Below are 25738 nucleotides of genomic sequence, written 5' to 3'. Positions count from 1 at the left end.
TCGAGGCATGGAAAACACCCGGATGTACGCGGACAGCCTCACCGCCGTACCGTCGCCCGCGCCCCTGCCCACCGACGAGCCGACCCCCTCGGCCCCCACGCCGGCACCGACCGCCGCGGCACCGGCCAGCAGCAGGCGCCGGCTGCTGTGGCATCTGGGTGAGATGGCAGTGGCGATGGTCGCCGGGATGCTGCTGCTGGCACCGTTGTGGGAGCTGGCCGGCGCCGCTCTGGGCGTCGGCGACGCACTGGCCCGGCCTGAGGTCGCCGCACTGGTGATGGCCACGAACATGACCGTCGGGATGACGGTGGGGATGCGCTACCGGGCGCACCGCTGGCACGCGGTCGGCGAGATGGCCGCCGCGATGTACGTCCCGTTCCTGCTGCTGCTCGTGCCGTTCTGGGCCGGCCTTATCGACGCCGACGCGCTGCTGCTCGGCGGTCACCTGCTGATGATTCCCGCGATGGTGCTGGTGGCGGTCCGACACCGACACGAGGCGTCGGCGCCGGTACGCCGACACCGGATCGTGGTGGCGCTCGCTCGCCACTGGCCGACCGGGTTGGCGCTGCTGCTGACCGTTGACATGTGGGTCGACCCCGGTGTGCTCAGCCCGTGGACGATGCTGGTGTTGCCCGGCGGCTACCTGCTGATCGGCATGGTTCGCCGCACGCTGGGCGGGCGGGGCGTGCTCGCCACCCAACTCGCCGGTCTGGCCGTCTGGGTCACCCTGACGCTGGTCGCGGTGCTGGCCGGCGGGCGGACCGCCGACTGGCTGGTGGCGTTCGGGTGGTTGGCGCACGCCGGTTGGGACGTGGTGCACCACCGCAACCGCCGGGTGGTGCCGCGCGGCTACGCCGAGTTCTGCGTGGTGCTCGACGTGGCCCTCGCCGCGGTGATGGTGCTGGCCATCCTGACCACCGACGCCTGACCCAAGCCGCCGCCGGGATCGTGGAACAGCCGCAGCACGAGCCCGAAGACAGCTCTTGTGGCGGTCGCCGCAACGGCCCGGACGGCGTGATGAAAGGCTTGGCACATGAGTTCCGCACCTGCACAGCACGACGCACCGATCGACGCCACCCCCGACGGCACCGACGAGGTGAGCGCCTTCACCGAGCTCGGGCTCCGCGCCGAGCTGCTGGGCGCCCTCGCCGCCCTCGGGTACGAGGAGCCGACCCCCATCCAACGGGAGGCTATCCCACCGCTGCTGGAGGGTCGGGACCTGCTGGGTCAGGCGGCCACCGGCACCGGCAAGACGGCCGCGTTCGCGCTGCCGCTGCTGAACCTCATGGCGGCACACCGCCAGGGCGGCGACCCGGTGGCGCTGGTGCTGGTGCCGACCCGGGAGCTTGCGGTACAGGTCTCCGAGGCGTTCCACCGCTACGGCAAGGACCTGGGCGCGCGGGTCCTGCCGATCTACGGTGGGCAGCCGATCGGGCGGCAGTTGCGGGCATTGGACAGCGGTGTCGACGTGGTGGTGGCCACCCCGGGCCGGGCCCTCGATCACATCGCCCGGGGCACCCTGCGCCTCGGTGGGTTGGCCACGGTGGTGCTCGACGAGGCCGACGAGATGCTCGACATGGGCTTCGCCGAGGACATCGAGGCAATCCTGGAGCACGCTCCGGCGCAGCGTCAGACGGTGCTCTTCTCGGCCACCATGCCGTCGCGCATCGACGGGATGGCCCGCCAGCACCTGCGCGAACCGGTGCGGATCGAGATCGGCCGGGAGCAGCAGGTAGCGGGTGAGGCGCCCCGGGTGCGGCAGAGCGCGTACATCGTGACCCGGGCGCACAAGCCGGCCGCGCTGGGTCGGGTGTTGGACGTGGAGTCGCCGACCGCGGCGATCGTGTTCTGCCGCAGCCGGGAAGAGGTCGACCGGTTGACCGAGACGATGAACGGTCGGGGCTACCGCTCCGAGGCGCTGCACGGTGGCATGAGCCAGGAGCAGCGCGACCGGGTGATGGGCAGGCTGCGGGCGGGCACCGCCGACCTGCTGGTGGCCACCGATGTGGCGGCCCGTGGGCTGGACGTCGAGCAGCTGACCCACGTGGTCAACTACGACGTGCCGTCCGCCCCGGAGTCGTACGTGCACCGGATCGGTCGGGTCGGTCGGGCTGGCCGCGAGGGCGTGGCGATCACCCTCGCCGAGCCGCGTGAGCACCGGATGCTCAAGACCATCGAGCGGGTGACCGGCCAGCGGATCACCATCGACAAGATCCCCACCGTGGCCGACATGCGTACCCGGCGGCTGGAACTGACCCAGGCAGCCCTGCGGGAGAGCCTCCTCGAGGACGACCTCGACCCGTTCCGGGTGATCGTGGAGACGCTGACCGACGAGTTCGACCTGATGGAGGTCGCCCTCGCTGCCGTGAAGCTGGCCCACGAGGTGACGTCGCCGGGCTCCGACGACGAGGAGGAGATCCCGCAGGTTCCGGTCCGTGGGCCGCGCGAGGGTCGACCGGAGGCCGGCGGCCGGGGCGGCGACCGGCGGGGCGGGGGCCGGCCACGCTCCGGCGGCGGCAACACCGTCCAGGTCTTCGTCGGCCTGGGTCGACGCGCCGGGGTACGCCCGCAGGATCTGGTCGGCGCGATCACCGGGGAGACCGGCATCCGCGGCCGGGACATCGGCTCGATCGAGATCGCCGACCGGTTCTCACTGGTGGAGGTGCCGCAGGGGGTGGCCGACGAGGTCATCTCCGGGTTGCGCTCCAGCACGATCAAGGGCCGCAAGGCCACAGTGCGCCGCGACCGCGGCGGCGACGAGCGCTGAGCACGCCGTCGGCGACCGCCGGAGCACGACGGTCGCCGACGACAGGTCCGGCGAGGCGGCGGGAGAACCGTGAGCAGTCGCCGCCCCACCGGTGCTAGCCGATGTTTCCGTCGACCACGTTGTTGGCGCCGGCCAGCGACGCGCCACCGGACCGGTGGTCGTACGCCCGCATCACGTTGTTGGTGACGATCCAGTTGTTGCTGGTGCCGACAGTGACGATCGGTCGGTCCTGGCGGCGGGGTGTCGCGTCGTCGTAGAACTGGTTGCCGATCACCTGGCACAGGCCGGCGTCACGGCCCAGGATCCCGTTGGCGCCGTTGTCGTGGATGTCGAGCCCCATGATCCGGGTACGTGCGGATGAGGAGACCTCGATGCCGTTGGTGGCGTTGCGCCACAGCCGGCCGCCGATGAACTGGGTCCCCCAGACCCGCCGCAGGTCGGCGCCGCTGCCGGTGCCACTGGTGCCGTTCGACTCCAGGTAGACGTTCTGGAAGATGTTTCGGTGGGCGGATTCGCGCAGCTCTACGCCGTTGCCCCGACAACCCCAGACATGCAGGTTGTCGAAGAAGCAGGCACTGTCCAGTAGCCGCATCCCGGTCTGGCACTCACCGACCCAGACGTTGAGGAACTCGTTGTCGTACGCGACCTTGTTCACGAGGATGCCGACGCCGAGGCAGTCCTCGATGTTGATATCGGTGATCTTGTTGGCGTGGGCGCTGGTGTCCGCGTCAGTGCCGAGGAACTCGATGGCGTGGCTGCCCGAGTTGCCGAAGTGCAGGTGGTGGAAGGTCGACCGGGGGCCGCGGACTGTCAACAGCACGTTGGAGGTCCGCATGCCGTAGAAGTGCACGTTGGAGATTTGGTTGTACTTGCCGCTCGAGACCAGACGACCGGTGTAGCCCGGAGCCGGCTGGATGATCGCCGCGCCGATGTTCTCGCCGGTCCAGGTCACGCTCGTCGGGAAGCGGACCTCCGACCCGAGACCGAGGGTGCCCACCGGTTGGAAGATCTCCCCACCACCGGCCGGTAGCAGGTTCAGCGCGGTGGTGACCTTGTCCGACTCGTCACTGCCGTCGAGCCGGCAGCCGACCCTGGGGTCCCGGAGGCTGAGCGGGGCCTCCCGCACGGTCGTGACGGGCGGTGATCCGCCGTGTTCAGCAGCGGCGAGGGTGGCCACCGTCGTGGCCACCGCGGCGCCCGCGCCGCCGGCGAAGAGCAAGCGCCGGCCCAACCGTCGGCCCGGTGGACCTGACCGTTGTGGCACTGCCGGCGGTCCCGCATCAGGTGCGCTCACGATCGGTTCCATGCCTCTCCCCCGTTGAGTGCCACCTCGAGCGGCGGGCGGACTCCACTGTGCATTGTCGCGCGCCGGCCGGCACGGATCAGAGGGCGTACGGGCCGAAACGGCCCCAGGCCACCACGGCGGCGAGGACGAGCAGCACAGCGCAGGCGACCGCGCCCTGGATCTCGGTGCGACGCCCCTCCTGGGTGGCCTGCTGTTTGCGGGCGCGCAGGTGCACCAGCATGCCGCCGATCATGACGATGACCAGCCCGACGGCGGCGAGTGGGGTGAGCACTGTGGCGATGCCGGTGGCAGCGGGCAGTACGAGCCCGGCGGCGGCCAGCAGCTCGACCGCGCCGAGCGACTTGACCTGTGACGGCGGCACCGGGTCCACCCACCGCATCACGTCGCGCAGCTTGTCCTTGGGCTGGCTCAGCTTGGCCAGCCCGACGCCGGCGAAGACGGCGGCGAGCAGGATCTGAATGATCCAGAGCACCACGTTCACGGGGGTTCCTCCAGGGGGCCGCCTCGCGGCGGAGAGGTGGTTGACGGTGCAGACGAGACAGTAGACCTGCCCGGCGTACCGAAAGGGCCCCCGCCGTCGGAAGACGGAGGGGGCCCAATTGGTCGGAGCGTCAGACCGCGAAGAGCGCCGGACCGTCCAGCGTCTTCACGTCGGCCGGGCGCAACGCCAGGGCGAGCACGTCGGCCACGTCGGCCAGGGTGTGCACTGTCAGTGCCTCGCGCACCTCGGTCGGCAGGTCGTCCAGGTCGGGCTCGTTGCGCGCCGGGATGATCACCTCGGTGAGGCCGGCCCGGTGCGCCGCGAGCAGCTTCTGCTTCACCCCACCGATCGGCAGCACCCGACCGGAGAGCGTCACCTCACCGGTCATCCCGAACTCGGGGCGGACCGGGCGACCGGTGACCAGCGACGCCAGGGCCGTGACCATGGTGATGCCGGCGCTCGGACCGTCCTTGGGCACCGCGCCCGCCGGGAAGTGGACGTGGATCCGGCGTCCCGCGAGAGCGTTCGGGTCGATGCCGAACCGCCGCCCGTTGGAGCGCAGGTAGGAGAGTGCGATCTGCGCCGACTCCTTCATCACGTCACCGAGCTGGCCGGTCAGGGTCAGCCCCGGCTCACCCTCCATGCTCGTCGCCTCGATGAAGAGCACGTCCCCACCGGCGCCCGTGACGGCCAGACCGGTGGCCACGCCGGGCACGGCGGTACGCTCGGCCGATTCCGGTGTGAACTTCGGCCGACCCAGGTAACCGGTGAGGTTGTCGGTGCCCACGCGTGCCGGGGTCGGGTCCGTCGCCAGCGTCACCGCCACCTTGCGCAGGATCTTGGCCAGAGCCCGCTCGAGCTGCCGGACGCCGGCCTCCCGGGTGTACTCCCCCGCGATCAGCGCGAGAGCCTCGTCGGCGACGCTGACCTCGTCGACGGTCAGCCCGGCCCGCTCCCGCTGCCGGGGCAGCAGGTGGTCGCGGGCGATGGCGACCTTCTCGTCCTCGGTGTACCCGTCCAGGGTGACCAGCTCCATCCGGTCCAGCAGGGGGCCGGGGATGGACTCCACCACGTTGGCGGTGGCCAGGAAGAGCACGTCGGACAGGTCGAGGTCGACTTCCAGGTAGTGATCCCGGAAGGTGTGGTTCTGGGCCGGGTCGAGCACCTCCAGCAGGGCGGCGGCCGGGTCACCGGCGTAGCCGGCGGCCAGCTTGTCCACCTCGTCGAGGAGCACGACCGGGTTCATCGAACCGGCCTCGCGCAACGCGCGGACGATCCGACCGGGCAGCGCCCCCACGTAGGTGCGCCGGTGCCCGCGGATCTCCGCCTCGTCGCGGACGCCGCCGAGGGAGACCCGGACGAAGTTGCGCCCGAGCGCCCGCGCCACGGATTCGCCGAGGCTGGTCTTACCCACCCCGGGAGGACCGGCGAGGGCGAGCACCGCGCCGGAGCCGCGACCGCCGACCACACCGAGGTTGCGCTCGGCTCGCCGGTTGCGCACCGCCAGGTACTCCAGGATGCGGTCCTTGACGTCGGACAGGCCGGCGTGGTCGGCGTCGAGCACCGCCCGAGCCGCGGCCAGGTCGGTGTTGTCCTCGGTACGCGTGCCCCACGGCATCTCGAGCACGGTGTCCAGCCAGGTACGGATCCAGCCCGCCTCCGGGGAGGCGTCGCTGGCCCGCTCCAGCTTGCCGACCTCGCGCATGGCAGCCTCGCGTACCTTCTCCGGCAGCTCGGCGGACTCGACGCGGGACCGGTAGTCGGCGGAGCCGTCCGGCTCGTCCTCGCCCAGCTCCTTGCGGATCGCGGCGAGTTGCTGGCGCAGAAGGAACTCGCGCTGGGACTTCTCCAGCCCCTCGCGGACGTCACTGTTGATCTGCTCGGTGACCTCCTGCTCGGCCAGGTAGTCCTTCACCCAGCCGACCAGCAGCTCCAGCCGGGCGGTGACGTCCGGCGCGGCGAGCAGCTCGGTCTTCTGCTCCAGCGTCAGCCAGGGCGCGTAACCGGCCGAGTCGGCCAGCTCGGAGAGGTCGGTCATCCGCTCCACGGCGTCGATGACCTGCCAGGCGCCCCGCTGTTGGAGCACTGAGGTCACCAGGGCGCGGTACTCGCGGGCGAGTTCCCGGGCCCGACCGGCGTGGGCGGGTTCGTCGAGTTCGGTCGCCTCGACCCAGAGAGCGGCGCCGGGACCGGGCACGCCGGAGCCGATCCGGGCCCGGGACAGGCCACGGATGACGGCGGCGGGCTCACCCTCGGGCAGCCGGCCGACCTTCTCGATGGTGGCGACCACGCCCACCGGGCCGTATTCGCCGTCGATGCGCGGCACGGCCAGCAGCTTGCGGTCGCCGGTCGCACGCGCCGCGTCGATAGCGGCCTGGGTGGTGGGGTCGAGGGTCACCGGGATGACCATCCCGGGCAGCAGCACGGCGTCGGTCAGGGGAAGTACCGGAAGAGTTGCCATCGAACACCTGCCATCGCGTTGAGTTGAGCGTGTCTCACTCAAGTAACAAAGCGTTCCCCTTGTTCCGCTCTGTGACCCAGACCACTCTTCTCCCGGTCCGTCGGGTCGCCCGGGACCGGCGGGCGACCCGACAAGCACCTCAGGTGAGCTTGCTCTTCACCGCGTTCACCACCGAGCCGGCCACTCCGGGGTTGGTGCCGTACAGGCGAGGGTCACCCGGAGGCAGCACCGGTTCCGGCGCGTTCGCCAGCGGGTTGTCGTCGTACCGGAACTCGCCCTTGCCGTCCGGCGAGGGCCCGGACGCCCAGCGCCCCTGGGCGGCGTCGGTGCCCGAGGAGAAACCCAGGTAGGTGTAGCCGTACTCCTCGGTGAACTCACCCGAGTCCGGGAACGCCTCCGGCACCGGCATCTCCTCCAGCCCGTCCTCCTTGAGCTGCTCGATCGCCGCCAGCCACATGTTCTGGTGCATCGTGTCGCGGGCCAGCAGGAAGCGCAGCATCTGCTTGACGCCCGGGTCGTCGGTCATGTGGAACAACCGGGCGACCTGGAGCCGACCCTGCGCCTCGGCGGTGACGTTGAGCTGAAAATCGGCCAACAGGTTGCCGCTGGCGGTGATGAACGCGCCGCTCCACGGCACCCCGTTGGAATCGGTGGGCAGGGCCCCACCACCACCGTGAATGAAGTGCGCCGGGTTCTCACCGGCGTAGGTCGCGGCGCCTCCGGGGTCCTCCGCGATCCCCTCGGTCAGCGACAGCGGCGCGTTGTCCAACAGCCGGGTGATCATCGTGACGATCATCTCGACGTGGCCCATCTCCTCCGTGCCGACGTCGAGCAGCAGGTCCTTGTACTTGCCGGGCAGTCGGCAGTTCCAACCCTGGAAGAGATACTGGTTGGCGACAGTCATCTCGCCCCACTTGCCGCCCAACACCTCCTGCAAACGACGGGCGAACGCCGCGTCCGGGCCGTCCGGCTTGGCTTCGAACTGCAGATCCTTGACGTGGCTGAACATCCAACCTCCTCGGTACCGGAAACAGGTAGCGAGGCCGTTCCCGCCCCGCTGACCCGAGCGGGCCAACCGGTGTCCCGCTCGGGTCAGCGCACCGGGCGAGCCACCGGCAGCAGCACCTCCAACGCCACTCCACGGGGCCGTAGCCGGTGCGCCCGTAACGCTCCCCCGTCCGTCGCGAGGAGCTGCCGCGCGATCCACAGACCCAGACCGGACATCCCGACGGCCGGCGCCGGACGCCGCAGCGCGACCAGCAGCGCATCATCGACCCGACCCTCGTCGGTGACCAGGATGCTCAGGCTGGGGCCGCGCACTGTCGCGTAGAGCCCGACCTGTCCGTCCGGCGGGCCGTGCCGCAACGCGTTCTGCACCAGGTTGACCAGGACTTGACGGGTTCGTCCGGCCGGTACCGGGCAGGAGGCCGCCCACCGGGTGGCCCGCGCCCGCCGGCGGCCGACCGGCACCAGCGCGGCGGCCTCCCGCAGGATGCCCGCCAGCGCGACGGCCGGCTCCGGTTGCGGAGTCGGCGTCAGCACGCCGGTGCCGGCAGCCGCGTCAAGCAGCAGGCTCTGCAGGTGGGCAGCCTGGTCACGGGCCAGCTCAGTGAGCGCCCGCCGGTCGTCCCCGGTCAGCTCCTGACGCTCGTCGGCCAACGCGCGGGTCAGCGAGGTCAGGGTGCTGATCGGCGTCCGGAACTCGTGGCACAACACCCGCAGCAGCAACTCCGAATCGGCAGCCGTCGGTTGTTTCCGGCCCGGTGTCGGCTCAATCGGGCGCAACCCTCGCAGCAGGTCCCGCAGACCGTGCCGTACGCGCATCCACCCGACTCCCCTCGTTCGGTGCGAACCCGCATGATCGGTACCCGCTGGGGAACGGCGCAGACATGCCGGGAGCCTCCACCTTGCGACTCGTCGTCGTGGACGATCACCCTCTTTTCGTCCGCGGCCTGGAGTTGCTGCTCCCGATCACCACAAACGGCCGCGCCGAGGTCATCGCCTCGACCGGCGACGCCGCCGCGGCGGCGGCCCTGGTCAGCAACTGCCGCCCCGACCTGGCCCTGGTCGACCTGCACATGCCGCCGCCGGGCGGCATCCGGGCGGTGGCCGCGATCCGGCGGACCACCCCACGGGTACGGGTGGTCGCGATGTCCGGTTCCGCCGACGCCGGGCCAGCGGTGGAGGCGCTGCGGGCCGGCGCGGAGGGGTTCCTGCCCAAGACCAGCGAACCGGAGGAGCTGCTGCCACCGCTGCTGGCGATCCTCGACGGCTGGGCAGTGCTGCCGGCCGAACTGCTGCGCGCCATGCTACGACCCACGCGCTCCCCGCCCGTCGACCTGGACGGCGAGGAACGGCGGCTGCTGCGGGGAATCGCGTCCGGCCGCAGCACCGTCGACATCGCCGAAGAACTGCACGTCTCCGAACGGACGGTGAAACGGATGACCGCCGCGTTGCTGCGCAAGTTGCGGGTCTCGAACCGGGCCGAGGCGGCTGCCGTCGCCGGCCACAGCGGCATCCTCGGGGAATGACGCCTCGACACCGAACCGATTCACGGTTTTGCTCGGTAACAGAATCGCGACGCGCCGAATGAATGGAAGGCATATTGTTGCGGATTACCGGGGTGGTAGGTCAGACTTTGGACACATCCCGCCGCACACAGGGAGTAATCGGCAATGGCGAGAAAAGTAATCACGGTCCTGACCGACGACCTCGACGGTGGGAAGGCCGACCGAACGGTTGAGTTCAGTCTCGACGGCGTGGCCTACACGATCGATGTCTCCGACGAGAATGCCGGCGTCCTGCGCAAGGCGCTCGATCCGTACATCAATGCGGGTCGGCGGATCGGGCGCGGCCCGGTGGAGAGCGCCCGTTCAGTCCGGCGACCGGGGCGACCCGCCGGCGCGGGAATGGATCGGGAGCAGAACCGGGCCATCCGGGAATGGGCCGTCAAGAACGGCTACAAGATTTCCGAGCGCGGCCGGATCCCGGTTGAGGTCGTCGAGGCGTACAAGAGCCGCTGACGCGACTCGACGGGGCCCCGCCGGAAACGGCGGGGCCCCGTCGTTTGTCCGGGCACCCGAAGTGAGGCGGTGGCCGACCACCCCGGGTTGTCGCCCCGGGTGGCCGGCCACCGTTGGTAGGTCAGCTCAGTTGACGTCGATGCGCACCGAGTCGAAGGCGGGGGTCTGGTTGGCCCGCTCCATCATCGGCAGGCGGTGCGAGCCGTCACCGGCCCAGACGGAGCACTGGGCGGTACCGGACTCCGGCAGGCCCGGAATCTGGATCGTCACCTCGTCGGGCTGGGCCCCACCGCGGCCGTCCTCGGTCGCGACGAAGAACGCCGGCACCTCCTGCGGCTCCGGCGGAGCGGTCAGGCTGTCCAGCATCCGGCACGCGGTGTGGAAGTGACCGCGGACCAGGCCCTGGTCGTTGAGGAGCGAGCTCTCCACGTAGTAACCACCCTGACCGGCGGCCAGGAATCGGTCCCGGACCAGGTTGCGGGTGCTGACCCGCAGGGTGAAGGGCTGGTTCTGGCCGACCTGCTCGGGGAACTGCGTGATCAGCAGCGACGGGTTGTTGGCCGCCGCGCCGACCTCACCGAATTCGGTGCTCACGCAGCGGTTGCCGTTCTGGAAACCGTCGTGCGGCTGGAGCCGGCTCTCGTCGCAGTCGTTGGCGAGCACGCCGAGCCCGGCGCCGGGTGCGGTGCCACCGCCGTTGTTCCCGCCACCGTTGTTGCCACCGCCGTTGTTGCCGCCACCGTTGTTGCCGCCACCGGGGGTGGTGGTGGGCGTGGTGCCGCCGCCGTTGTTGCCGCCCGTGCCGCCGGTGGGCTGCACCTGGCACTCGGCGAGCTGCGCGAGGCCCTGCGGCCGAGGTCCGGCCCGGTCGATGGCGGTCGTGATCCGGTCCAGCACGGCGCGGCGCTTGCCGGCCAACGGCTGGAGGATCGCGTTGCGGATGAACGCCTCACCCTTGTTGCCCTCGGCGGCGAGCCGGCGGTCCGCCTCGGCGATCTGGGTCTGCAACTGGGCGAGGTTGCGGTCCACCTCGGCTCGCGCCCGGTTCGGCACCTGCGGCAGCTTGGCCGCCACGTCCGGACAGGCGATGGCCGTGCCGGTACCCACAGTGCCGTCCTTGCCGTCCTCGCACTCGGGGACCGACTGCTGTCCGTCACCCCAGTGGTTACGCACCCACCGACCGTTCTGCCAGGTCCGGCTGGTCGAGCCGCCACCGGTCGGCGCGGTCGCGCCCGGGCTCGGCTCCACGCACTGCCCGGAAGCCGGACGTGGCTTATTTGTCCGCCGGTCCTGGGCCGACGAAATCTGAGTCACGGCGACAACTCCGCCGAAGACCGCGAGCGTGCCGACAACTGCCAGCAGACGCTTGCTCCGCGCGTTGCCGGAAGGCCGGCGCGCCCGAGTGGACCTGCGCATCGAATTGCTCTCCTTCTCGATCCGGTAGTGGATTTCTGCCCTCGGCGGACCGACGGATGTGAGGTGGCACGCCGCGGTGGCGACCCACCGTGACCTACCAGGTAATGCGTCGATGGCCGACGATGCCCTTTCCGCACCGTCTCCCGCGCCCGGTGGACGCGGATGGGGAGATCCTGTTCATTCGCGCAGGAGTACGGGGCGGCGGCCGGGAAGGTTCAACAGACGCACAGGAAATTGCCGCGACCCGACACGGGAGCCGGCGCGGAGCAGGGATCAGCAGGTGAAACGGGCGCTGGTCAGTCGGCGCAGAGGTGATCGAAGGCGAACCCGCCGACCAGTTCGTGGCGGCGCTGGCTCAGCGCGGCGATCTGCGCGGTCCACTCGGCGCGCGACAGCAGGTCGGCGACGGCGTTCTCTCGCAGTCGTTCCCCCACTGCGACGGCGGCGAGATCCTCGGCCAGTCGGGCCGCGTCGATGCCGCAGGAGAAACGGTGCTCGGTCACCGATACCTGCTCGATGAGGCACGCGTCGGGGCGTACCTGCACCCAGCTCCACCCCTGCGCCGGACCGTCAGCCCAGCGGACGTGCAGCCCTCGCACGATCGGGTCGGCCACCTGCCCTGCCACGTACGCCTCGACCGCCGCCGCGCGGGTCAGCGCGCCGAGGTCGTTGACCGGCCCGGTACGCCCGTCCGGCAGCCGGCCCAGGATGTCCCGAAAGCCCACCGGTGCCGGTTCGGTCCCGGCGGCGGTGGACCCGCCCGCGGCGTAGGCGCGCGCGTCGATCACGTACTCGACCAGGCGGCGGCCATGATCGGCGGCGTTCAACGTGGGCGACCCGATCCGCAGAACGGGCAGGCCGGCGGCCGCGCCCACCGCGTCCGTGAGTCGCTCCACGCGCTGCTCCGCCGCGCCGGGAGACGGCACCGGGCCGATCTGTACGGCGACGACCGGACGGCCGGTGTCGGCGGCGTAGACCACGAAGTCGAAGCTGGTGCGGCTCGCCGAGGTCCACTGGCTGCCGGTCACGCCGGGCGGGCGGCCCTGGAGCAGATCGCTGAGCCGGCGTGCCGCCAGGACCCGATGGCCGGCGCGGCTAAGCAGCGCGTCGCGCCCCGCCTCGGCGGGCATCGCCCGCAGCCAACCGCGGTCGTCGCTCCCGATGCTCGTCATCTGCCTGATCCATCCGCCGGTCGGTCGAGCCGGGCCGAGTCTAGGTGGTCGATCATGGGCCACCGACTTGCCCTGTGACGCGGATCACAGTAGCGCCGACGTTCCAGGAATGGCCGCCGGGTGTATCCAGCGACCGCCGGTACCGGACCGGCCCGGAGGTGACCATGTCGCGACAGCAGTTCGGCTTCCTCGCCGGGTTCCTCGCCGTGGCGGTCTGGGCGCTCGCCGGCGTCGGCGTGGCCGCCCTCGCCGTACTCGCCGGCCTGCTCGGCTGGCTGGTCGTCCGGGTGCTCGACGGCGACCTCGCGGTGACCGGTCTCGGCGACCGCCGCCCCGACGCTCGGCGGCCCCGATGACCACCCGCCCGTCCGCGAGGACGAACCCCGGCACCGGACTGGTCGCCGGGGCGACCGGTGCGGAACGCCCAGCGGGCGACACCGCGGACGTCGCGCGGATCGCGGTGCAGGCGGCCAGCCTCGTGCCGGGCGTTTCCGTCGTCCGCCCGGCGGCGGTGCGCCTGGATGACCGGTCCGTCGCACTCGACCTGCACCTGATCACCTGGTACGGACACAGCGTGCCGACGATCGCCGAAACGGTGCGGGCGGTCGTCACCGAGCGGGTGGCCGCCCAGACCGGGCTCAGCGTGGCGGTGGTGACCGTCACCGTGGACGATCTGCTCGTCCCCGGCGTCGACTCCTCCGGCGTCGGCACCGCCACACCGGAGGACGGCTGAGATGCGCACCGCCAACCGGGTCGCCTCGTTGCTGCTGGCCACCGCCCTGCTTCTCGGTGGTGCGGCGGTGGCCGTCCAGGCGCTCCTGCTCACAGCGCACCGACCGACACCGCTCGACACCAGCGGCTGGCTCGACGCGCTGAGCGGCACCCGGTGGGACGACCCCACCGTCCGGGTCGTGGCCGGCGGGGCTCTCCTACTGGGCCTGCTCATCCTCGTCGCCCAACTGCGCCGCTGGACGCCGGTCCGCCTGCCCGCCGACGAGCGCGACGGCTGGTACCTGCACCGGCGCTGTGTGGAACGGCGGCTCGCTGCCGCCGCCTGCGCGGTGCCGGGCGTCCGCCGCGCCCGGGTCCGGGTCCGACGGCGCGGCGGCCAGTGGCGCCCCCGGGTTCGCGCGACCGGCGACCCGGCGGCCCGGGCGGAAGTCGAGTTCGCCGTGCACCAGGAGTTGCGCCACCTCACCGCACCCCGCCCGGCCCGGATCGACGTCCGGCTGCTGCCTCGGCGACGGCCGGCGTGACCAACGCAGGGCACCGACTGCTGTGGACCATCATCGCGCTGCTGCTGGTCGCTGGCGGCGCGGCGGCGCTGACGGCAAGCCTCGGCACGTTGCCCGGTGCTGACCCGGCGGCGGTGCTGATCAGCGTCGCGCTGGTCGACCGGTGGCGGTTCGCCGCGCCGTGGAGCACCCTGGCCGCGGCCGTCGCCGGAGCGCTGTTCGCGCTGGCCGGGCAACGCCTACTGACCCGGGAGCTGCGGGGCCCGGACGGCACGCTGCGCGGCACCCTGAGCCACCCCGGACGTCGGCCGGGCCGAACCCGGCTGGCCACCGACGTCCTCGTCGACGCGCTGGTACGCGACCTGACCGGCAACCCCGGGGTGCGCCGGGCCCGGGTGGTGCTCACCGGCGCGCCACCGCACCCCGACGTGTGGATCCGGGTGGACCTCACCGCCGACGCGCCGACCGCCGGCGTACGCGAGCACGTCCGCGCCGCGGTCCGCCGATTCGCGGCGACGACCAACTGCCAGCCCGCGCACCTCGACGTGACCGCCCGCATCGAGCCGGGCCGCACCTGACGCGACGCCGACCCGAGGGGCATGATCGGTGTCGGCGGCGAACGGAGGTACACGGGTGCGAGTGGTGTCGCTGGTGCCGTCCCTGACCGAGGCGGTGGCGCTGACAGTGCCGGGAGCGCTGGTCGGGGCCACCGACTGGTGCAGCCACCCGACCGGTCTCGACGTGGCCCGGGTCGGCGGCAGCAAGTACCCCGATCTGGACCGGGTGCGCGCGCTGCGTCCGGACCTGGTGCTGCTGAACGTCGAGGAGAACCGCCGGGCGGACGCGGAGGCGCTACGGGCGGCCGGCGTACCGGTGCGGGTCACCTACCCACGGACCGTTCCCGGCGCGTTGACCGAGCTGGGCGACCTGCTGACCGAACTGGGTGCGCCGACGGAACCGGACTGGCTGCGGGCCGCCCGGCGGGCGTGGGCCACACCGCCGCGGCTGACACCGACCCGCCGCGCTGTGGTGCCGGTCTGGCGTCGGCCGTGGGTGGTGCTCGGTGGCGACACGTTCGCCGGTGACGTGCTGCGCCGCCTCGGCGTTCTCAACGCCTACGACGAGCATCCCGAACGCTATCCCCGCCCGAGCCTCACCGAACTCCGCGAACGAGAGCCCGACCTGGTGGTCCTGCCCGACGAGCCGTACCGGTTCACCGCCGACGACGGGCCGGAGGCGTTCCCCGGCGTACCGTGCGCCCTGCTCTCCGGGCGGCACCTCACCTGGTACGGCCCGTCCCTGGCCGAGGCGCCCGCGCTGCTCGCCGACCAACTGTCCCGGCCGGTGCTGGTCGGCTGACCCCGACCGCCGCCCGACGGCCGAGGACGCGGCCCGGCGGCTCAGCCAACGGCCCGGCGGCTCGGCCAACGGCCCGGCGGCTCGACCAACGGCCCGGCGGCTCGACCAACGGCCCGGCGGCTCAGCCGTCGGTTCGACGGTGGGCGGCCAGTGTGCTGGCGCCGATGGAGACGGCCAGGGTCAGCAGCACCACGGCCAGGGTCAACCAGACCGGCAGCTTGCCCACCGGCGTCTCGGCGAGAATCAGCTTCAGCCCGGCGAAGGCCAGTAGCAGCGCCAACCCGTACCGCAGGTAGCCGAAGTGGCGCAGCAGGCCGGCGAGGCAGAAGTAGAGGCTGCGCAGCCCCAGGACGGCGAACGCCGTGGCCGTCCAGACCAGGAAGGTGTTTGTGGTGATGGCAAGGATCGCCGCCACCGAGTCGATGGCGAAGACCACGTCGGTGGCCTCGATGGCGACGAGCGCGACAAGCAGTAACGTCGCCACCCGTCGGCCGCCCACCCGGGCCGTGAACCGGTCGCCGTGGTAGCGGGCGTCGGTGGGCACCAGCCGTCGGAACAGCCGGACCACGACGTTGCGTTCCGGGTCGACGTCCGGCTTTCCGCGTACGGCCAGCCGCCAGCCGGTCCAGATCAGGAACGCACCCAGCACGAACCCGGCCCAGGCGAGCCGGTCCAGCAACTCGGCACCGGCGAAGATGAACAGCAGCCGGAAGACGAGTGCCCCCACGACACCCCAGAACAGCACCTTGTGCTGATAGCCCGACGGCACCTGGAAGTAGGCGAAGAGCAGCGCGAAGACGAAGACGTTGTCCACCGAGAGCGCCTTCTCCAGCAGGTAACCGGAGTAGTACGCGATGGCCGGGTCACCGCCGAGGCCCCACCAGACGACCAACCCGAACAGCAGACCTGCGCCGATCCAGACGGCGCTCCACAGCAGCGCCTCGCGGAGCTCGATGACATGGTTGTCCCTGTGCAGGAGCACATCCACGGCGAGCAGCACCGCGATCACCGCGCCGACCGCCGCCCAGGCCCACAGCGGGACCGCGACCGTCGCCTCAGCCACCGACGCCCTCCGCATCGACCACCGCGCACCGCCCGTCAACCAGGCCGGCCGGCCCTTTCCGAGCCTAGGTGAACGCCCGACCCGGCATCAGACGGTCGAACGAAGTCGGTGCACGACCGGAGAATAGGGCGGCGAGGCAGGTTGCGGGTCCGCCGTACATCGGTGAGGGGTGATCCGGCAGGATCGACGGTGACCGGACACATCACCCAACACGGCAGGAGATCCCCGCATGACCCAGGCAGCAGGCGCCCAGTCGGGCAAGCCCGAGGTTGGTCCGATCGAGGGTGCACCGCCGGCCGACCTCGTGATCGAGGACATCACCGTGGGCGACGGCCCGCAGGCCGAGCCGGGCCAACTGGTCAGCGTGCACTACGTCGGCGTGTCGCACTCCACCGGCGGCGAGTTCGACTCGTCCTGGAACCGGGGCGAGGCGTTCGACTTTCCGCTCGGCGGCGGTCAGGTCATCGCCGGCTGGGACCAGGGCGTCGCCGGCATGCGCGTCGGCGGTCGCCGCCGCCTGACCATTCCGCCGCACCTGGGGTACGGCGACCGGGGCGCCGGCGGCGTCATCAAGCCGGGTGAGACGCTGGTCTTCGTCGTCGACCTGCTCGGCGTGAGCTGACCGATTGTCGGGGTCGCCGGCCAGGCCGGCGACCCCGCCCCCGGGTGCGACGGCGGCGGGCCCACCTCGTCGACCAGCGTCAGGCGGCCAGTTGCAGGTCCGTGGTCGCGACCACCGGACGACGCGCCGCCTCGATCGGCGAGGTCAGCTCCAGAATCGGCATCACACGGTGCAGCCCGCTGACGCGCAGCACCCGTGCCACCACCGGGCTCGGATCGACAAGGACCAGCTCGCCACCACGGGCCCGCACGCGCAGATGCGCCGCGAGCAGCGTGCGAATGCCGGCGGCGGAGAGCAGCCGCAGCCCGGACAACTCCAGTTGAAGCACCGGGCGGGCCGGCGCGGACCACAGCGCGGACCGGAACGCGGCCACCGTGGCGATGTCGATCTCGCCCGCCACCCGCACGAGGACCATCTGGTCACCCACGCTGACCTGCACGTCCAGCCGGTCGCTGTGCTCTTCCATGCTCAGAAATCTAGCCCCCACCACCGACACTTTCGCCCCTCCACGGAGTGATTCCGGGTACGCCCAGGGGCATACCCCGAGGTACCCCACCTCCCTCTCGGGGTGGAGTCAGGGGCCCGGGCGGCGCGCCGACCTCTCCGGGGGGTGGAGTCCGAGCCCGCGCGGCGCGCCGTGAGTGCTCGGAACCCGGGGGTCGGCAGGCATTCGGGTGGAGAATAGGTCGATGCTGATCCCCCGGCCCCGGCCGCCCCGGCTGATCCGCCCCGTCCGCGAGCCGGCGACCAGCCCTCCGGCGCTGGCCGGCGCATGGGCCCCCACCGACCGCCGGCTCGACGAGGCTGAGTTGCTCCCCCTGCCGGCGGGCGCCGTCGGCCCCGAGGACGTGCTGATCGACGGCGCCGGGCGGGTGATCAGTGGCGACGAGGACGGTCGGCTCTGGTGGTGGCCGGTCGACGCGCGGGCCGGCACCCCACCCCACCTGCTGGCCGAGACCGGGGGCCGGCCGCTCGGCATCGAGCTGGACCCGTCCGGTGAGGCCCTGGTGGTCTGCGACGCGTACCGCGGGCTGCTGCGGGTCACCCCGGACGGCGCGGTACGCGAACTGACCGGCACGGCACCCCCGGTGCACCTGGCCAACAACGCGACGGTGGGCCGTGACGGCACCATCTACTTCACCGACAGCTCCGACCGGTTTCCGGTCTCGCACTGGAAGCGAGACCTGCTGGAGCACCGTCCCAACGGGCGGGTGCTGGCCCATCATCCGGGTAGCGGCCGCACCGAGGTGGTGACCGACGGGCTGTACTTCCCCAACGGGATAGCGCTGACCCCGGACGAGTCGGCGCTGATGCTGGTGGAGACCAGCACCCACCGTCTGCTGCGGGTCGAGCTCGGCGGCGGTGTGCGGGTCCTCGCCGACCTGCCCGCGTACCCGGACAATCTTGCCTCGGTGGGTGACGGAACCTACTGGATCGCGCTGCCCAGCCCTCGTGTGCCGATCGCCGAACGGCTGCTGCCCCATCCGCGGCTGCGCCAGATCGCCGCCCTGCTGCCCGACGCGATGCAGCCGCAGCCACGCCGCTACGGGCTGGTCGCGCTGGTCGACGACGCGGGGACGGTCCGCCGGACGCTGCACGGTCCGAACGGGCACTACTCGATGATCACCGGGGTACGCCAGCACGGCGACCACCTCTGGCTGGGCAGCCTGACCGGGTGCGGGGTGGCCCGCGTACCCCTGGGGTAAATGGCCAAGGGGCCGGTCCGGCCCGTGGGGTGATGGCCGGGGCGGCGACGGGGCCGGTCCGCCGTGGTGGCGGGCCGGCCCTGTCCTGCCGTCAGTGGTGTCTCAGCGGCCGCTGACCGAGGGCGCCGGTGCGGGCGAGCCGCCGGCCACCGCGCCCGGGTGGGCCGGGGCGACCGGAGCGGGCTTGAGCCCGGGCGGCACCGGCAGGGCGCTGCCCCGGGCGAACTCGTCCCAGCTCACGTTCCACGCGGTCCAGCCGTTGCCCGGCTGTAGCTCCACCTCGGTGCCCTTGACGGTGACCAGGTCACCAACCTGCGTCACCCCCATCAACCAGTCGGCGGCGGTGGCGGAGACGTTCGCGCAACCGTGCGAGACGTTGGTGTTGCCCTGGTCCCCCTCCGACCAGGGGGCGGAGTGGATGAACTCGCCGCCCCAGGTGTAGCGCTGGGCGTCGTCGACGTCGACCACGTAGCCACCGTCCGGCTCACCCCGGGTGTCGAAGGTGACCCGCTCGTGCTTCTCCATGATCACCATCTTGCCGCTGGAACTCGGCGTACTCGACTTACCCAGGCTCACCGGGATCCGGCGGACCTGCTTGCCGTCGCGCAGCACCGTCATCTGCTTGGTGGCGTTGTCGATCTCCAGTGAGACCTGCCGTCCGATCTTGGACGTCGCGGTCCGCTCGGCGTCGCCGACCAGCTTCTTTCCGATCGGCAGACCCTCCAGACCGGCCCGGACACTGATCGTGGTCCCGGGCTTCCAGAAATCGGGGGCCCGGTAATAGACCTGACTTCCATCCTCAAGCCACGACCAGGCACCCGGTTGTGGCGGATTCGTCTTTACGAACAACCGCCGCTGGACATCCGCTCTGGCCTCTTTCGGAATTCCTGGGTCGAACGCCACCGTTACCGGCATCGCCGTGCCGTACGTCCGATTGCCGTTGAAATAGAGAGTGCTGGTGATCTGCGGTTTGGTCGATTTGGCCATCGTCGTGAACGTGGTGGTGCGCGTGGTGGTGGCACCGGAGTCACCGGTCGCTGTCACCTCGGCGGTGTAGGTCCGTCGTGGTAGCAGCGGGGCGCTCGGCACCCAGCCGGAGCCGTCCTCGCGAGGCTCGGCGTTGACCTGCTTGCCCTTGTCGTCGGTGAGGCGTACGCCGGTGACCCGCCCGCCGGTGACCACGGTGCCCACCTCGGCACTGACCGGGACGTCGCGGGCCTTGTCCCCCGGCGTCACAGCGAGCTCCGGTGGGGCGGCGTGCTTCTTGGCCGAGCCGGTCGCCGAACCCCGGTCGGCGGTGCACGCACCCAGGACGAGTGGTGCCGCCGCGATGGTTACCGCCAACAGCGTCAATCGCCGCCTAGACGTCATGTTCAGTCCCCCCGTTTTCGACTTCCCTCCGCCACATTCTTGCCCGCTTCAGCGGGCCATTAGCGCCATTCGGAAATAATCGGCGGCGCATTTATCGACGCATTTTCCGACAATGCTCCGCTTGGCCGGAACAGGGGTTCAACCGACCTGTGTCACGCGCTTTGCTCCGCTTGAGCGACGCAACGTCGACTGTCCGGTTGGCGGGGGACGGCGGCACTGTCGGCCCCGCTTCATGATCGACTCGCCTTCACGGATGTCGTGGCATCCCGGTCGCCCTGACGCCAGCGACGTCCAGGAACCCGAGTGGATCACGTCCCGGGGCGGGCCGGGCGGAACGCGCGCGGCGCGGTGGGCACGGGAAGTAGAAGGTCAGGCCGGGTGGCGCACCTCGTGGGCGGACTTTTGTCAGTTGAAGCGAAACTTCCGGCGAACGCGACAAAGCTTTGCCTTCGTCCGGAGGCAAGGGTAAGGTCTCGATCTAGATAGAGGGTTGCCCATTCGTCGATCAACTTGCCGCCACCTCTGCCGGGTCGCCGCGTTCCGCTCCCGATGGGTCCGGGCCGCACCCGCGCCGTCCTCACCGTCCAGCCGGAGCCCGCCTCCGGCCGGTTCGGCGCGCCCGGCGGACGGCAGTCAGGTCGACCGCCGCCGACGGCGTACCAGCCGTCAGGAAGGGACCACCACCATGGATCAACAACTCAACCGACCGGGGCCGACACCGGCGTCCGAGCCGGTCAGCCGGCGTGGAGTGCTGCGCGCCGCGACCGTCTCCGCGGCCGCTGTCGGCGCCGCCGGTCTACTCGGCGGCACTGCCGTCGCCGCGCCTGCCGCATCCACCGGGCAGGCCCAGGGCCGCCGCCGGGTGCCGGTGGACCGGATCAGCATTCAGCTCTACACGCTGCGTGATCAGCTCGCCGCCGATCTGCCCGGCACCCTGGACGCGCTGCGTCGGATCGGCTACCGGCGAGTGGAGCACGCCGGTTTCGTCGGACGCACCGCCGCACAGTTCCGGGCCGCGCTCGACGAGGCCGGGCTGCGTTCCACCTCCGGTCACGTCGGCATCCCGCAGCCGTTCGACGCGGCCACCTGGGAGCAGGCTCTCGCCGACGCCAACGTGGTGGGCTGCAAGAAGATCGTCCACCCGTACTTCGGTCGGGACGCGAGCGGTCAGCCGATCCGGGACCCCGCCGTCTACCGTGCCCTGGCCCGGGACCTGAACCGCGCTGGTCGGCTCGCCGAACGCGCGGGGTTGGACTTCGGCTACCACAACCACCAACTCGAGTTCGTGCCGCTGACCGGCGGCTCGACCGGGTTCGACATCCTCAGCTCGCAGACCGATTCCCGGCTGGTCCACTTCGAGCTCGACCTCTACTGGACCTGGCGGGGCGCCCATGACCCGATCGACGTGATCCGGGCCAACCGCGGTCGGATCCGCCAGGTGCACGTCAAGGACCTCGACGTCGAGGGTGGTTTCGCCGACCTCGGCGACGGCGTCATCGATTTCGGCCGCATCTTCGCCCACGAGCGGGAGGCCGGCATCGAGGAGTACATCGTGGAGCGTGACGACGCGGGCACCGCGCCCCGCTCCCCCGCCGACGCCCTGGACACCGCTCGCGTCGGCTTCGACTATCTCGCTTCACTTCGGTACTGAAACCACCCCGGGGGACTCACCTGATGAATAGGACCGCATTCGCGTCCGCCCTGCTGTTGGTGACGGCCGGTCTGGTCGTACCACAGTCGGCAGCGTCCGCAGCGCCAGCCGCGCCGCCGGACAGCAGCTTCCAGAAAGTGACACTGAACGACTTCCCGGGCGAGCCGATGAGCCTCGCCGTCCTGCCCGACCTGCGCGTGCTGCACACCTCCCGCACCGGTGAGGTCCGCATCCACGACCCGCGCACCGGGCTGAACACCCTCGCCGCCGACATTCCGGTGTACGAGCACGACGAGGAGGGGTTGCAGGGCGTCGCCATCGACCCGAACTTCGCCCAGAACAAGTGGGTGTACCTCTACTACTCGCCGCCGATGGACACTCCGGTGGACGACCCGGCGACCCCGGGTGTCAACGAGGGGGACGCGCCGGAGACCGGCACCGAGGCGGACTGGCAGCGGTTCAAGGGCGCGCTGCGGCTGTCCCGGTTCAAGCTGGACGGGATGAAGCTGAACCTCGCCAGCGAGCAGCAGATCATCGACGTGCCCACCGACCGGGGCATCTGCTGCCACGTCGGCGGCCAGATCGACTTCGACAGCAAGGGCAACCTGTACCTGTCGACCGGTGACGACACCAACCCGTTCGCCTCCGACGGCTACATCCCGATCGACGAGCGGGCCGACCGCCACCCGGCGTACGACGCCCAGCGCACCTCGGCCAACACCAACGACCTGCGCGGCAAGCTGCTGCGGATCAAGGTGAAGGCCGGTGGTGGTTACACGGTGCCGGCCGGCAACCTGTTCAAGCCGGGCACGGCGCAGACCCGCCCGGAGATCTACGCGATGGGGCTGCGCAACGCGTTCCGGTTCGCCGTCGACAGGCGTACCGACAACGTGTACGTGGGCGACTACTCCCCGGACGCCTCCAACCCGAACCCGGAGCGCGGGCCGGCCGGGCACGGCCGGTGGATGCTCGTCGACAAGCCGGCCAACTACGGCTGGCCGTACTGCGTGACGCCGACGATCGCCTACCGCGACTACGACTTCGCCACCGGCGAGTCCGGCGCCAAGTTCAACTGCAAGCGCCCGGTCAACGACTCGCCGAACAACACCGGCAAGCGCGTACTGCCGCCGGTCGAGCAGCCGGAGGTCTGGTACGCGGCCGCCCCCTCGGCCGAGTTCCCGCAGCTGGGCACCGGCGGCATCTCTCCGATGGGTGGCCCGGCGTACGAGTACGACGGGACCAGCACGTCGCGCACCCGCTGGCCGGCCTACTACGACGGGGTGCCGCTGTTCTACGAGTGGTCCCGCGACTACATCAAGGAGTTCCGCCTCGACTCCGACGGCGACGTGACGGACATCCGTCCGGTGGCGCCGTCGCTGGTGGTGGACAACCCGATGGACATGGAGTTCGGCCCGGACGGCGCGCTCTACGTCCTGGAGTACGGCGACGGTTACTTCGCCGAGAACCCGGACGCCCAGCTGTCCCGGATCGACTTCGTCCGGGGCAACCGGACGCCGATCCCGAAGATCAGTGGCACCCCGACCGTCGGGCAGGCCCCGCTGACCGTCGCGTTCTCCAGCGCCGGCACGACCGACCCGGACGGCGACAAGCTCAGCTACGCGTGGGACTTCAACGCGGACGGCTCGGTGGACAGCACCGCTCCGAACGCGAGCTGGACGTTCCCGGAGAACGGCTCGTACACGCCGACGTTGAAGGTCACCGACCGCACCGGACGGTCCGCCTCGGCGTCCCTGCCGCTGGTGGTCGGGCCGACCGCGCCGATCGTCGAGTTCGTCACCCCGGAGGCCGGGCAGCCGTTCCAGTTCGGGCAGACGGTCGCGTACGAGGTGAAGGTCACCGACGACCTGCCGGTGGACTGCTCCCGGGTGAAGGTCACCTACGTGCTCGGGCACGATGAGCACGGGCACCCGCTCTCCACCTCGACGGGTTGCTCCGGGACCATTCCCACCTTCCTCGACGGTGGACACAGCGGCGCGGACAACCTGACCGCGGTGTTCGTCGCGGAGTACACCGACGCGCCGACCGACCCGGGCGTACCCGCCCAGTCCGCTTCGGCGACCGTGGTGCTCGACCCGACCCCGGTGGCGGGTCTGGCCGGCTGATCAGCTCAACCATGACAGTGGCGGCGGCCGGATCCTTCCGGCCGCCGCCGCATGTCGTTCAGCTCCAGATCTCGCTGGCACCATCGCCGGGGCATCACAGACGGCGGCCGGTCAGCTCCAGTCGCTGTCCACGTGGTTGTCCCGCCACCGTCCGCCCACCGGCGGGGTGTCCAGTCGCATCCCCTCGTCGGCGTTGCCGGCCAGGTCGTTGTCCTCGACCCGGCAGTCCACGCAACTGCCCCGCTCGGTGATCCACAGCCCGTGTGTCTGGGTCGGGTTGTCGTGGTTGTCCCAGACCCGGTTACCTCGGATGGTGGCCGAGTCGAACGGCGCGTCGATGGTGATTCCGGCCCGCAGCTTCGGCGCGGCGGCCAACTCGTATCCGCATCCCGGCGGTGGCACGTCCCCGCTCCACGCGCTGAACGCGTCCGGGCGGACCGGGGCGAGGGTGAGTTCGTCGCCGGTGTTGGAGGCGACCATGGCCACTGCCTTCCCGACCCGCAGGACCTTGCCCCGGTGCCCGTCGTGCGGCCAGTTGGCCGACCTGTCGACCAGGCACCGCTCGCTGTAACGGACGGCGTCGCCGGTACCGCCGGTGCCCTCGCCGTACTGCCGTCCGTTGTTGCGGATCCGGTTGTTCAGGACCACCGCGTCGGTCATCTGGTGGTCGATCCGGATCGCGTCGAGGCCGTTGCCCCAGAACTCGTTGCTCTCGATCACCACGTCCCGGATCGAGCCCCGGTAACCGCGCCCGAGGTCGTGCGAGTGATAGCCGTGCCGGCCGTTGCCGCTGATCCGGTTGCCCCGGACGGTGTACGGGCCGGGGCTGTTGCCGATGCTGACCCCGTCGCACATGTTGCCGTCGATGACGCAGTCGGTGAGCAGCCCGCCTCGGCCGGCGACCGACGAGGTGCCCTGCGCGGACACGTCGAAGCCGGTCTCCAGGTTTCCGGTCATGGTGCAGGCGGAGACGATCAGACCGTCGGCGCCCCAGTCGGAGATGCCGAAGCGGTTGCCCTGGCTGTGGCAGCCGATGATGCGGTAGCCGCGCGGCGGCGGCCAGTAGTCCTTCTGCAGCTCCAGGAAGATGCCGTTGGTGCCGTTGGCCAGGGCGGTGCAGTTGGCGATGGTCAGCCGCTCCACCGTCCCCCAGCCGCCGATGCCGATCCCGATGCCGGCGCCGCCCATCTGCTCGCCGTTGTCCAGTCGGCCACAGCCGACCACCACCACGCCGTCGATCAGGGAGTCCTGGAGGAAGTCGCAGCCCAGCCCGGTGGCGGCGGTGTGGTGGATGTAGAGGTTGCGGAAGACGCCCCGCACCATGTACTGGATGCCGAGGCCCTTGGCCAGGTAGTTGTACTCGGCCATGGCGACGCCGGAGCCGTCGATCTGGAAGTCGGAGAAGGTGCAGTCGGCGATGTGCCGGTCCCGGTCGGCGCCGTGCTGCACTGTGGTCCAGAAGGCCAACGGGGTGGGGTCGGCCCGGTTGCCCTCGTTGCTGAGCATGAACCGGGTCGCCGCCGGGCCGGCACCGATCAGCGACACACCGCTGCGCCACACAGTGCCCGCGTCCCGGATCGAGTAGATGCCCGGCGGGCAGTAGATGACCCGGGCCCGTCCGTCCGAGGCGTACCCGGCGCCGAGGCGGTCCACGAGCGCGGCCAGCGCCGGCTGGTCGTTCGTCGCGCCGTCACCGGTGAGCCCGTACTCCAGCGCGTCGCAGTACAGCGGCGCGCCGGCCGAGGCGGGCCGTCGTACCCGGACCGAGTTCAGTAGCAGCTCGTTCGCCACGGCCATGGGCGGGCTCCCTTCGACGCGTTCGGTGCGCTCCGGCGGGGCCGACTTCCCGGTGACGCCGCCGGGAAACCCGGCCCGGTGACGCCGCCGGGAATCGCCGGCCCGACGACACCGCCGGGAATCGCCGGCCCGACGACACCGCGGGGAACCCCGGACGTGCGCCGGCCCCGGCGCCGCACGGGCGG

24 protein-coding genes are annotated in these 25738 nt (G+C 71.3%); 13 read left to right on the top strand and 11 right to left on the bottom strand.

Annotation, left to right across the window (positions count from 1 at the left end):
- Nucleotides 1-7 precede the first annotated feature (7 nt).
- Nucleotides 8-928, top strand: a complete 921-nt coding sequence (locus tag OHB44_RS16895) for a hypothetical protein (RefSeq protein WP_330437489.1) — start codon at nucleotides 8-10, stop codon at nucleotides 926-928.
- A gap of 105 nt (nucleotides 929-1033) precedes the next feature.
- A complete protein-coding gene (locus tag OHB44_RS16890) occupies nucleotides 1034-2767 on the top strand; it encodes a DEAD/DEAH box helicase (RefSeq protein ID WP_238685726.1) in 1734 nt (577 codons plus the stop codon).
- Between the two features lie 94 nt (nucleotides 2768-2861).
- Here the strand turns inward: OHB44_RS16890 and OHB44_RS16885 are convergent, their stop codons facing one another.
- From OHB44_RS16885 to OHB44_RS16865, 5 genes are all read right to left on the bottom strand, one after another.
- Nucleotides 2862-4061 carry a right-handed parallel beta-helix repeat-containing protein gene (locus OHB44_RS16885; protein ID WP_330437488.1) on the bottom strand — a complete coding sequence of 400 codons (1200 nt, stop codon included), beginning with the start codon at nucleotides 4059-4061 and terminating at the stop codon, nucleotides 2862-2864.
- A gap of 88 nt (nucleotides 4062-4149) precedes the next feature.
- Nucleotides 4150-4554 carry a DoxX family protein gene (locus OHB44_RS16880; RefSeq protein WP_238685728.1) on the bottom strand — a complete coding sequence of 135 codons (405 nt, stop codon included), beginning with the start codon at nucleotides 4552-4554 and terminating at the stop codon, nucleotides 4150-4152.
- A 130-nt stretch (nucleotides 4555-4684) separates the two neighbouring features.
- Nucleotides 4685-7015 carry an endopeptidase La gene (gene lon / locus OHB44_RS16875; RefSeq protein WP_238672220.1) on the bottom strand — a complete coding sequence of 777 codons (2331 nt, stop codon included), beginning with the start codon at nucleotides 7013-7015 and terminating at the stop codon, nucleotides 4685-4687.
- Between the two features lie 139 nt (nucleotides 7016-7154).
- Nucleotides 7155-8024 carry a manganese catalase family protein gene (locus OHB44_RS16870; protein WP_238685729.1) on the bottom strand — a complete coding sequence of 290 codons (870 nt, stop codon included), beginning with the start codon at nucleotides 8022-8024 and terminating at the stop codon, nucleotides 7155-7157.
- An 83-nt stretch (nucleotides 8025-8107) separates the two neighbouring features.
- The gene (locus tag OHB44_RS16865) at nucleotides 8108-8839 is read right to left on the bottom strand and encodes a sensor histidine kinase (RefSeq protein ID WP_266302566.1); all 732 of its coding nucleotides are present in this window, start codon (nucleotides 8837-8839) and stop codon (nucleotides 8108-8110) included.
- A 98-nt stretch (nucleotides 8840-8937) separates the two neighbouring features.
- Between OHB44_RS16865 and OHB44_RS16860 the strand changes: the two genes are divergently transcribed.
- Together OHB44_RS16860 and OHB44_RS16855 are read left to right on the top strand one after the other, a co-directional pair.
- The gene (locus OHB44_RS16860) at nucleotides 8938-9546 is read left to right on the top strand and encodes a response regulator (RefSeq protein WP_266302567.1); all 609 of its coding nucleotides are present in this window, start codon (nucleotides 8938-8940) and stop codon (nucleotides 9544-9546) included.
- 144 nt (nucleotides 9547-9690) lie between these two features.
- The gene (locus tag OHB44_RS16855) at nucleotides 9691-10038 is read left to right on the top strand and encodes a histone-like nucleoid-structuring protein Lsr2 (RefSeq protein WP_088989485.1); all 348 of its coding nucleotides are present in this window, start codon (nucleotides 9691-9693) and stop codon (nucleotides 10036-10038) included.
- A gap of 126 nt (nucleotides 10039-10164) precedes the next feature.
- Here OHB44_RS16855 and OHB44_RS16850 read toward each other — a convergent pair whose 3' ends face one another.
- Nucleotides 10165-11454 (bottom strand): hypothetical protein, encoded by a 1290-nt coding sequence (locus OHB44_RS16850; RefSeq protein WP_238685732.1) that lies wholly within the window; start codon nucleotides 11452-11454, stop codon nucleotides 10165-10167.
- A gap of 296 nt (nucleotides 11455-11750) precedes the next feature.
- Nucleotides 11751-12626 (bottom strand): hypothetical protein, encoded by an 876-nt coding sequence (locus OHB44_RS16845; RefSeq protein WP_330437487.1) that lies wholly within the window; start codon nucleotides 12624-12626, stop codon nucleotides 11751-11753.
- 164 nt (nucleotides 12627-12790) lie between these two features.
- Between OHB44_RS16845 and OHB44_RS16840 the strand changes: the two genes are divergently transcribed.
- The 5 genes from OHB44_RS16840 to OHB44_RS16820 are packed head-to-tail and all read left to right on the top strand — an operon-like array spanning nucleotide 12791 to nucleotide 15220.
- Entirely contained in the window at nucleotides 12791-12982 is a 192-nt protein-coding gene (locus OHB44_RS16840) for a hypothetical protein (protein WP_266302570.1), read from the top strand.
- Nucleotides 12979-13359: an Asp23/Gls24 family envelope stress response protein gene (locus OHB44_RS16835; RefSeq protein WP_330437486.1), complete on the top strand. Its 381-nt coding sequence runs from the start codon at nucleotides 12979-12981 to the stop codon at nucleotides 13357-13359. The genes OHB44_RS16840 and OHB44_RS16835 overlap by 4 nt, the downstream gene beginning before the upstream one ends.
- 1 nt (nucleotide 13360) lies before the next feature.
- Entirely contained in the window at nucleotides 13361-13882 is a 522-nt protein-coding gene (locus OHB44_RS16830; protein WP_266302571.1) for a DUF6286 domain-containing protein, read from the top strand.
- On the top strand, nucleotides 13879-14439 hold the full coding sequence (locus OHB44_RS16825; protein WP_330437485.1) for a hypothetical protein: 561 nt from the start codon (nucleotides 13879-13881) through the stop codon (nucleotides 14437-14439). Before OHB44_RS16830 ends, OHB44_RS16825 begins: the two co-directional genes overlap by 4 nt.
- A 55-nt stretch (nucleotides 14440-14494) precedes the next feature.
- Entirely contained in the window at nucleotides 14495-15220 is a 726-nt protein-coding gene (locus tag OHB44_RS16820; RefSeq protein ID WP_238685738.1) for a helical backbone metal receptor, read from the top strand.
- Between the two features lie 121 nt (nucleotides 15221-15341).
- Here OHB44_RS16820 and OHB44_RS16815 read toward each other — a convergent pair whose 3' ends face one another.
- Complete coding sequence (locus OHB44_RS16815) at nucleotides 15342-16298, bottom strand: TerC/Alx family metal homeostasis membrane protein (RefSeq protein ID WP_372488365.1); 957 nt, start codon at nucleotides 16296-16298, stop codon at nucleotides 15342-15344.
- A gap of 214 nt (nucleotides 16299-16512) precedes the next feature.
- On the opposite strand from OHB44_RS16815, the gene OHB44_RS16810 reads away from it, so the two are divergent.
- A complete protein-coding gene (locus tag OHB44_RS16810; protein WP_238685740.1) occupies nucleotides 16513-16905 on the top strand; it encodes an FKBP-type peptidyl-prolyl cis-trans isomerase in 393 nt (130 codons plus the stop codon).
- A gap of 79 nt (nucleotides 16906-16984) precedes the next feature.
- On the opposite strand, the gene OHB44_RS16805 is transcribed toward OHB44_RS16810, so the two are convergent.
- On the bottom strand, nucleotides 16985-17371 hold the full coding sequence (locus OHB44_RS16805; RefSeq protein WP_266302574.1) for an STAS domain-containing protein: 387 nt from the start codon (nucleotides 17369-17371) through the stop codon (nucleotides 16985-16987).
- Between the two features lie 223 nt (nucleotides 17372-17594).
- Here OHB44_RS16805 and OHB44_RS16800 point away from each other — a divergent pair, with 223 nt between their 5' ends.
- Entirely contained in the window at nucleotides 17595-18611 is a 1017-nt protein-coding gene (locus OHB44_RS16800; protein WP_238685742.1) for an SMP-30/gluconolactonase/LRE family protein, read from the top strand.
- 102 nt (nucleotides 18612-18713) lie between these two features.
- On the opposite strand, the gene OHB44_RS16795 is transcribed toward OHB44_RS16800, so the two are convergent.
- Nucleotides 18714-19982, bottom strand: coding sequence for a L,D-transpeptidase (locus tag OHB44_RS16795; protein ID WP_238685743.1), 1269 nt, complete (start codon nucleotides 19980-19982; stop codon nucleotides 18714-18716).
- 685 nt (nucleotides 19983-20667) lie between these two features.
- On the opposite strand from OHB44_RS16795, the gene OHB44_RS16790 reads away from it, so the two are divergent.
- Together OHB44_RS16790 and OHB44_RS16785 are read left to right on the top strand one after the other, a co-directional pair.
- Entirely contained in the window at nucleotides 20668-21633 is a 966-nt protein-coding gene (locus tag OHB44_RS16790; protein WP_238685744.1) for a sugar phosphate isomerase/epimerase family protein, read from the top strand.
- Between the two features lie 23 nt (nucleotides 21634-21656).
- Complete coding sequence (locus OHB44_RS16785) at nucleotides 21657-23756, top strand: PQQ-dependent sugar dehydrogenase (RefSeq protein WP_238685745.1); 2100 nt, start codon at nucleotides 21657-21659, stop codon at nucleotides 23754-23756.
- Nucleotides 23757-23867: 111 nt separating this feature from the next.
- On the opposite strand, the gene OHB44_RS16780 is transcribed toward OHB44_RS16785, so the two are convergent.
- Complete coding sequence (locus tag OHB44_RS16780) at nucleotides 23868-25553, bottom strand: right-handed parallel beta-helix repeat-containing protein (RefSeq protein WP_238685746.1); 1686 nt, start codon at nucleotides 25551-25553, stop codon at nucleotides 23868-23870.
- Nucleotides 25554-25738 lie beyond the last annotated feature (185 nt).

This window comes from Micromonospora sp. NBC_00821 (assembly GCF_036347035.1).
GTDB lineage: Bacteria > Actinomycetota > Actinomycetes > Mycobacteriales > Micromonosporaceae > Micromonospora > Micromonospora hortensis.
Note: the sequence above shows the minus strand (reverse complement) of the source record. Positions and strands in the feature narration are given on the sequence as shown.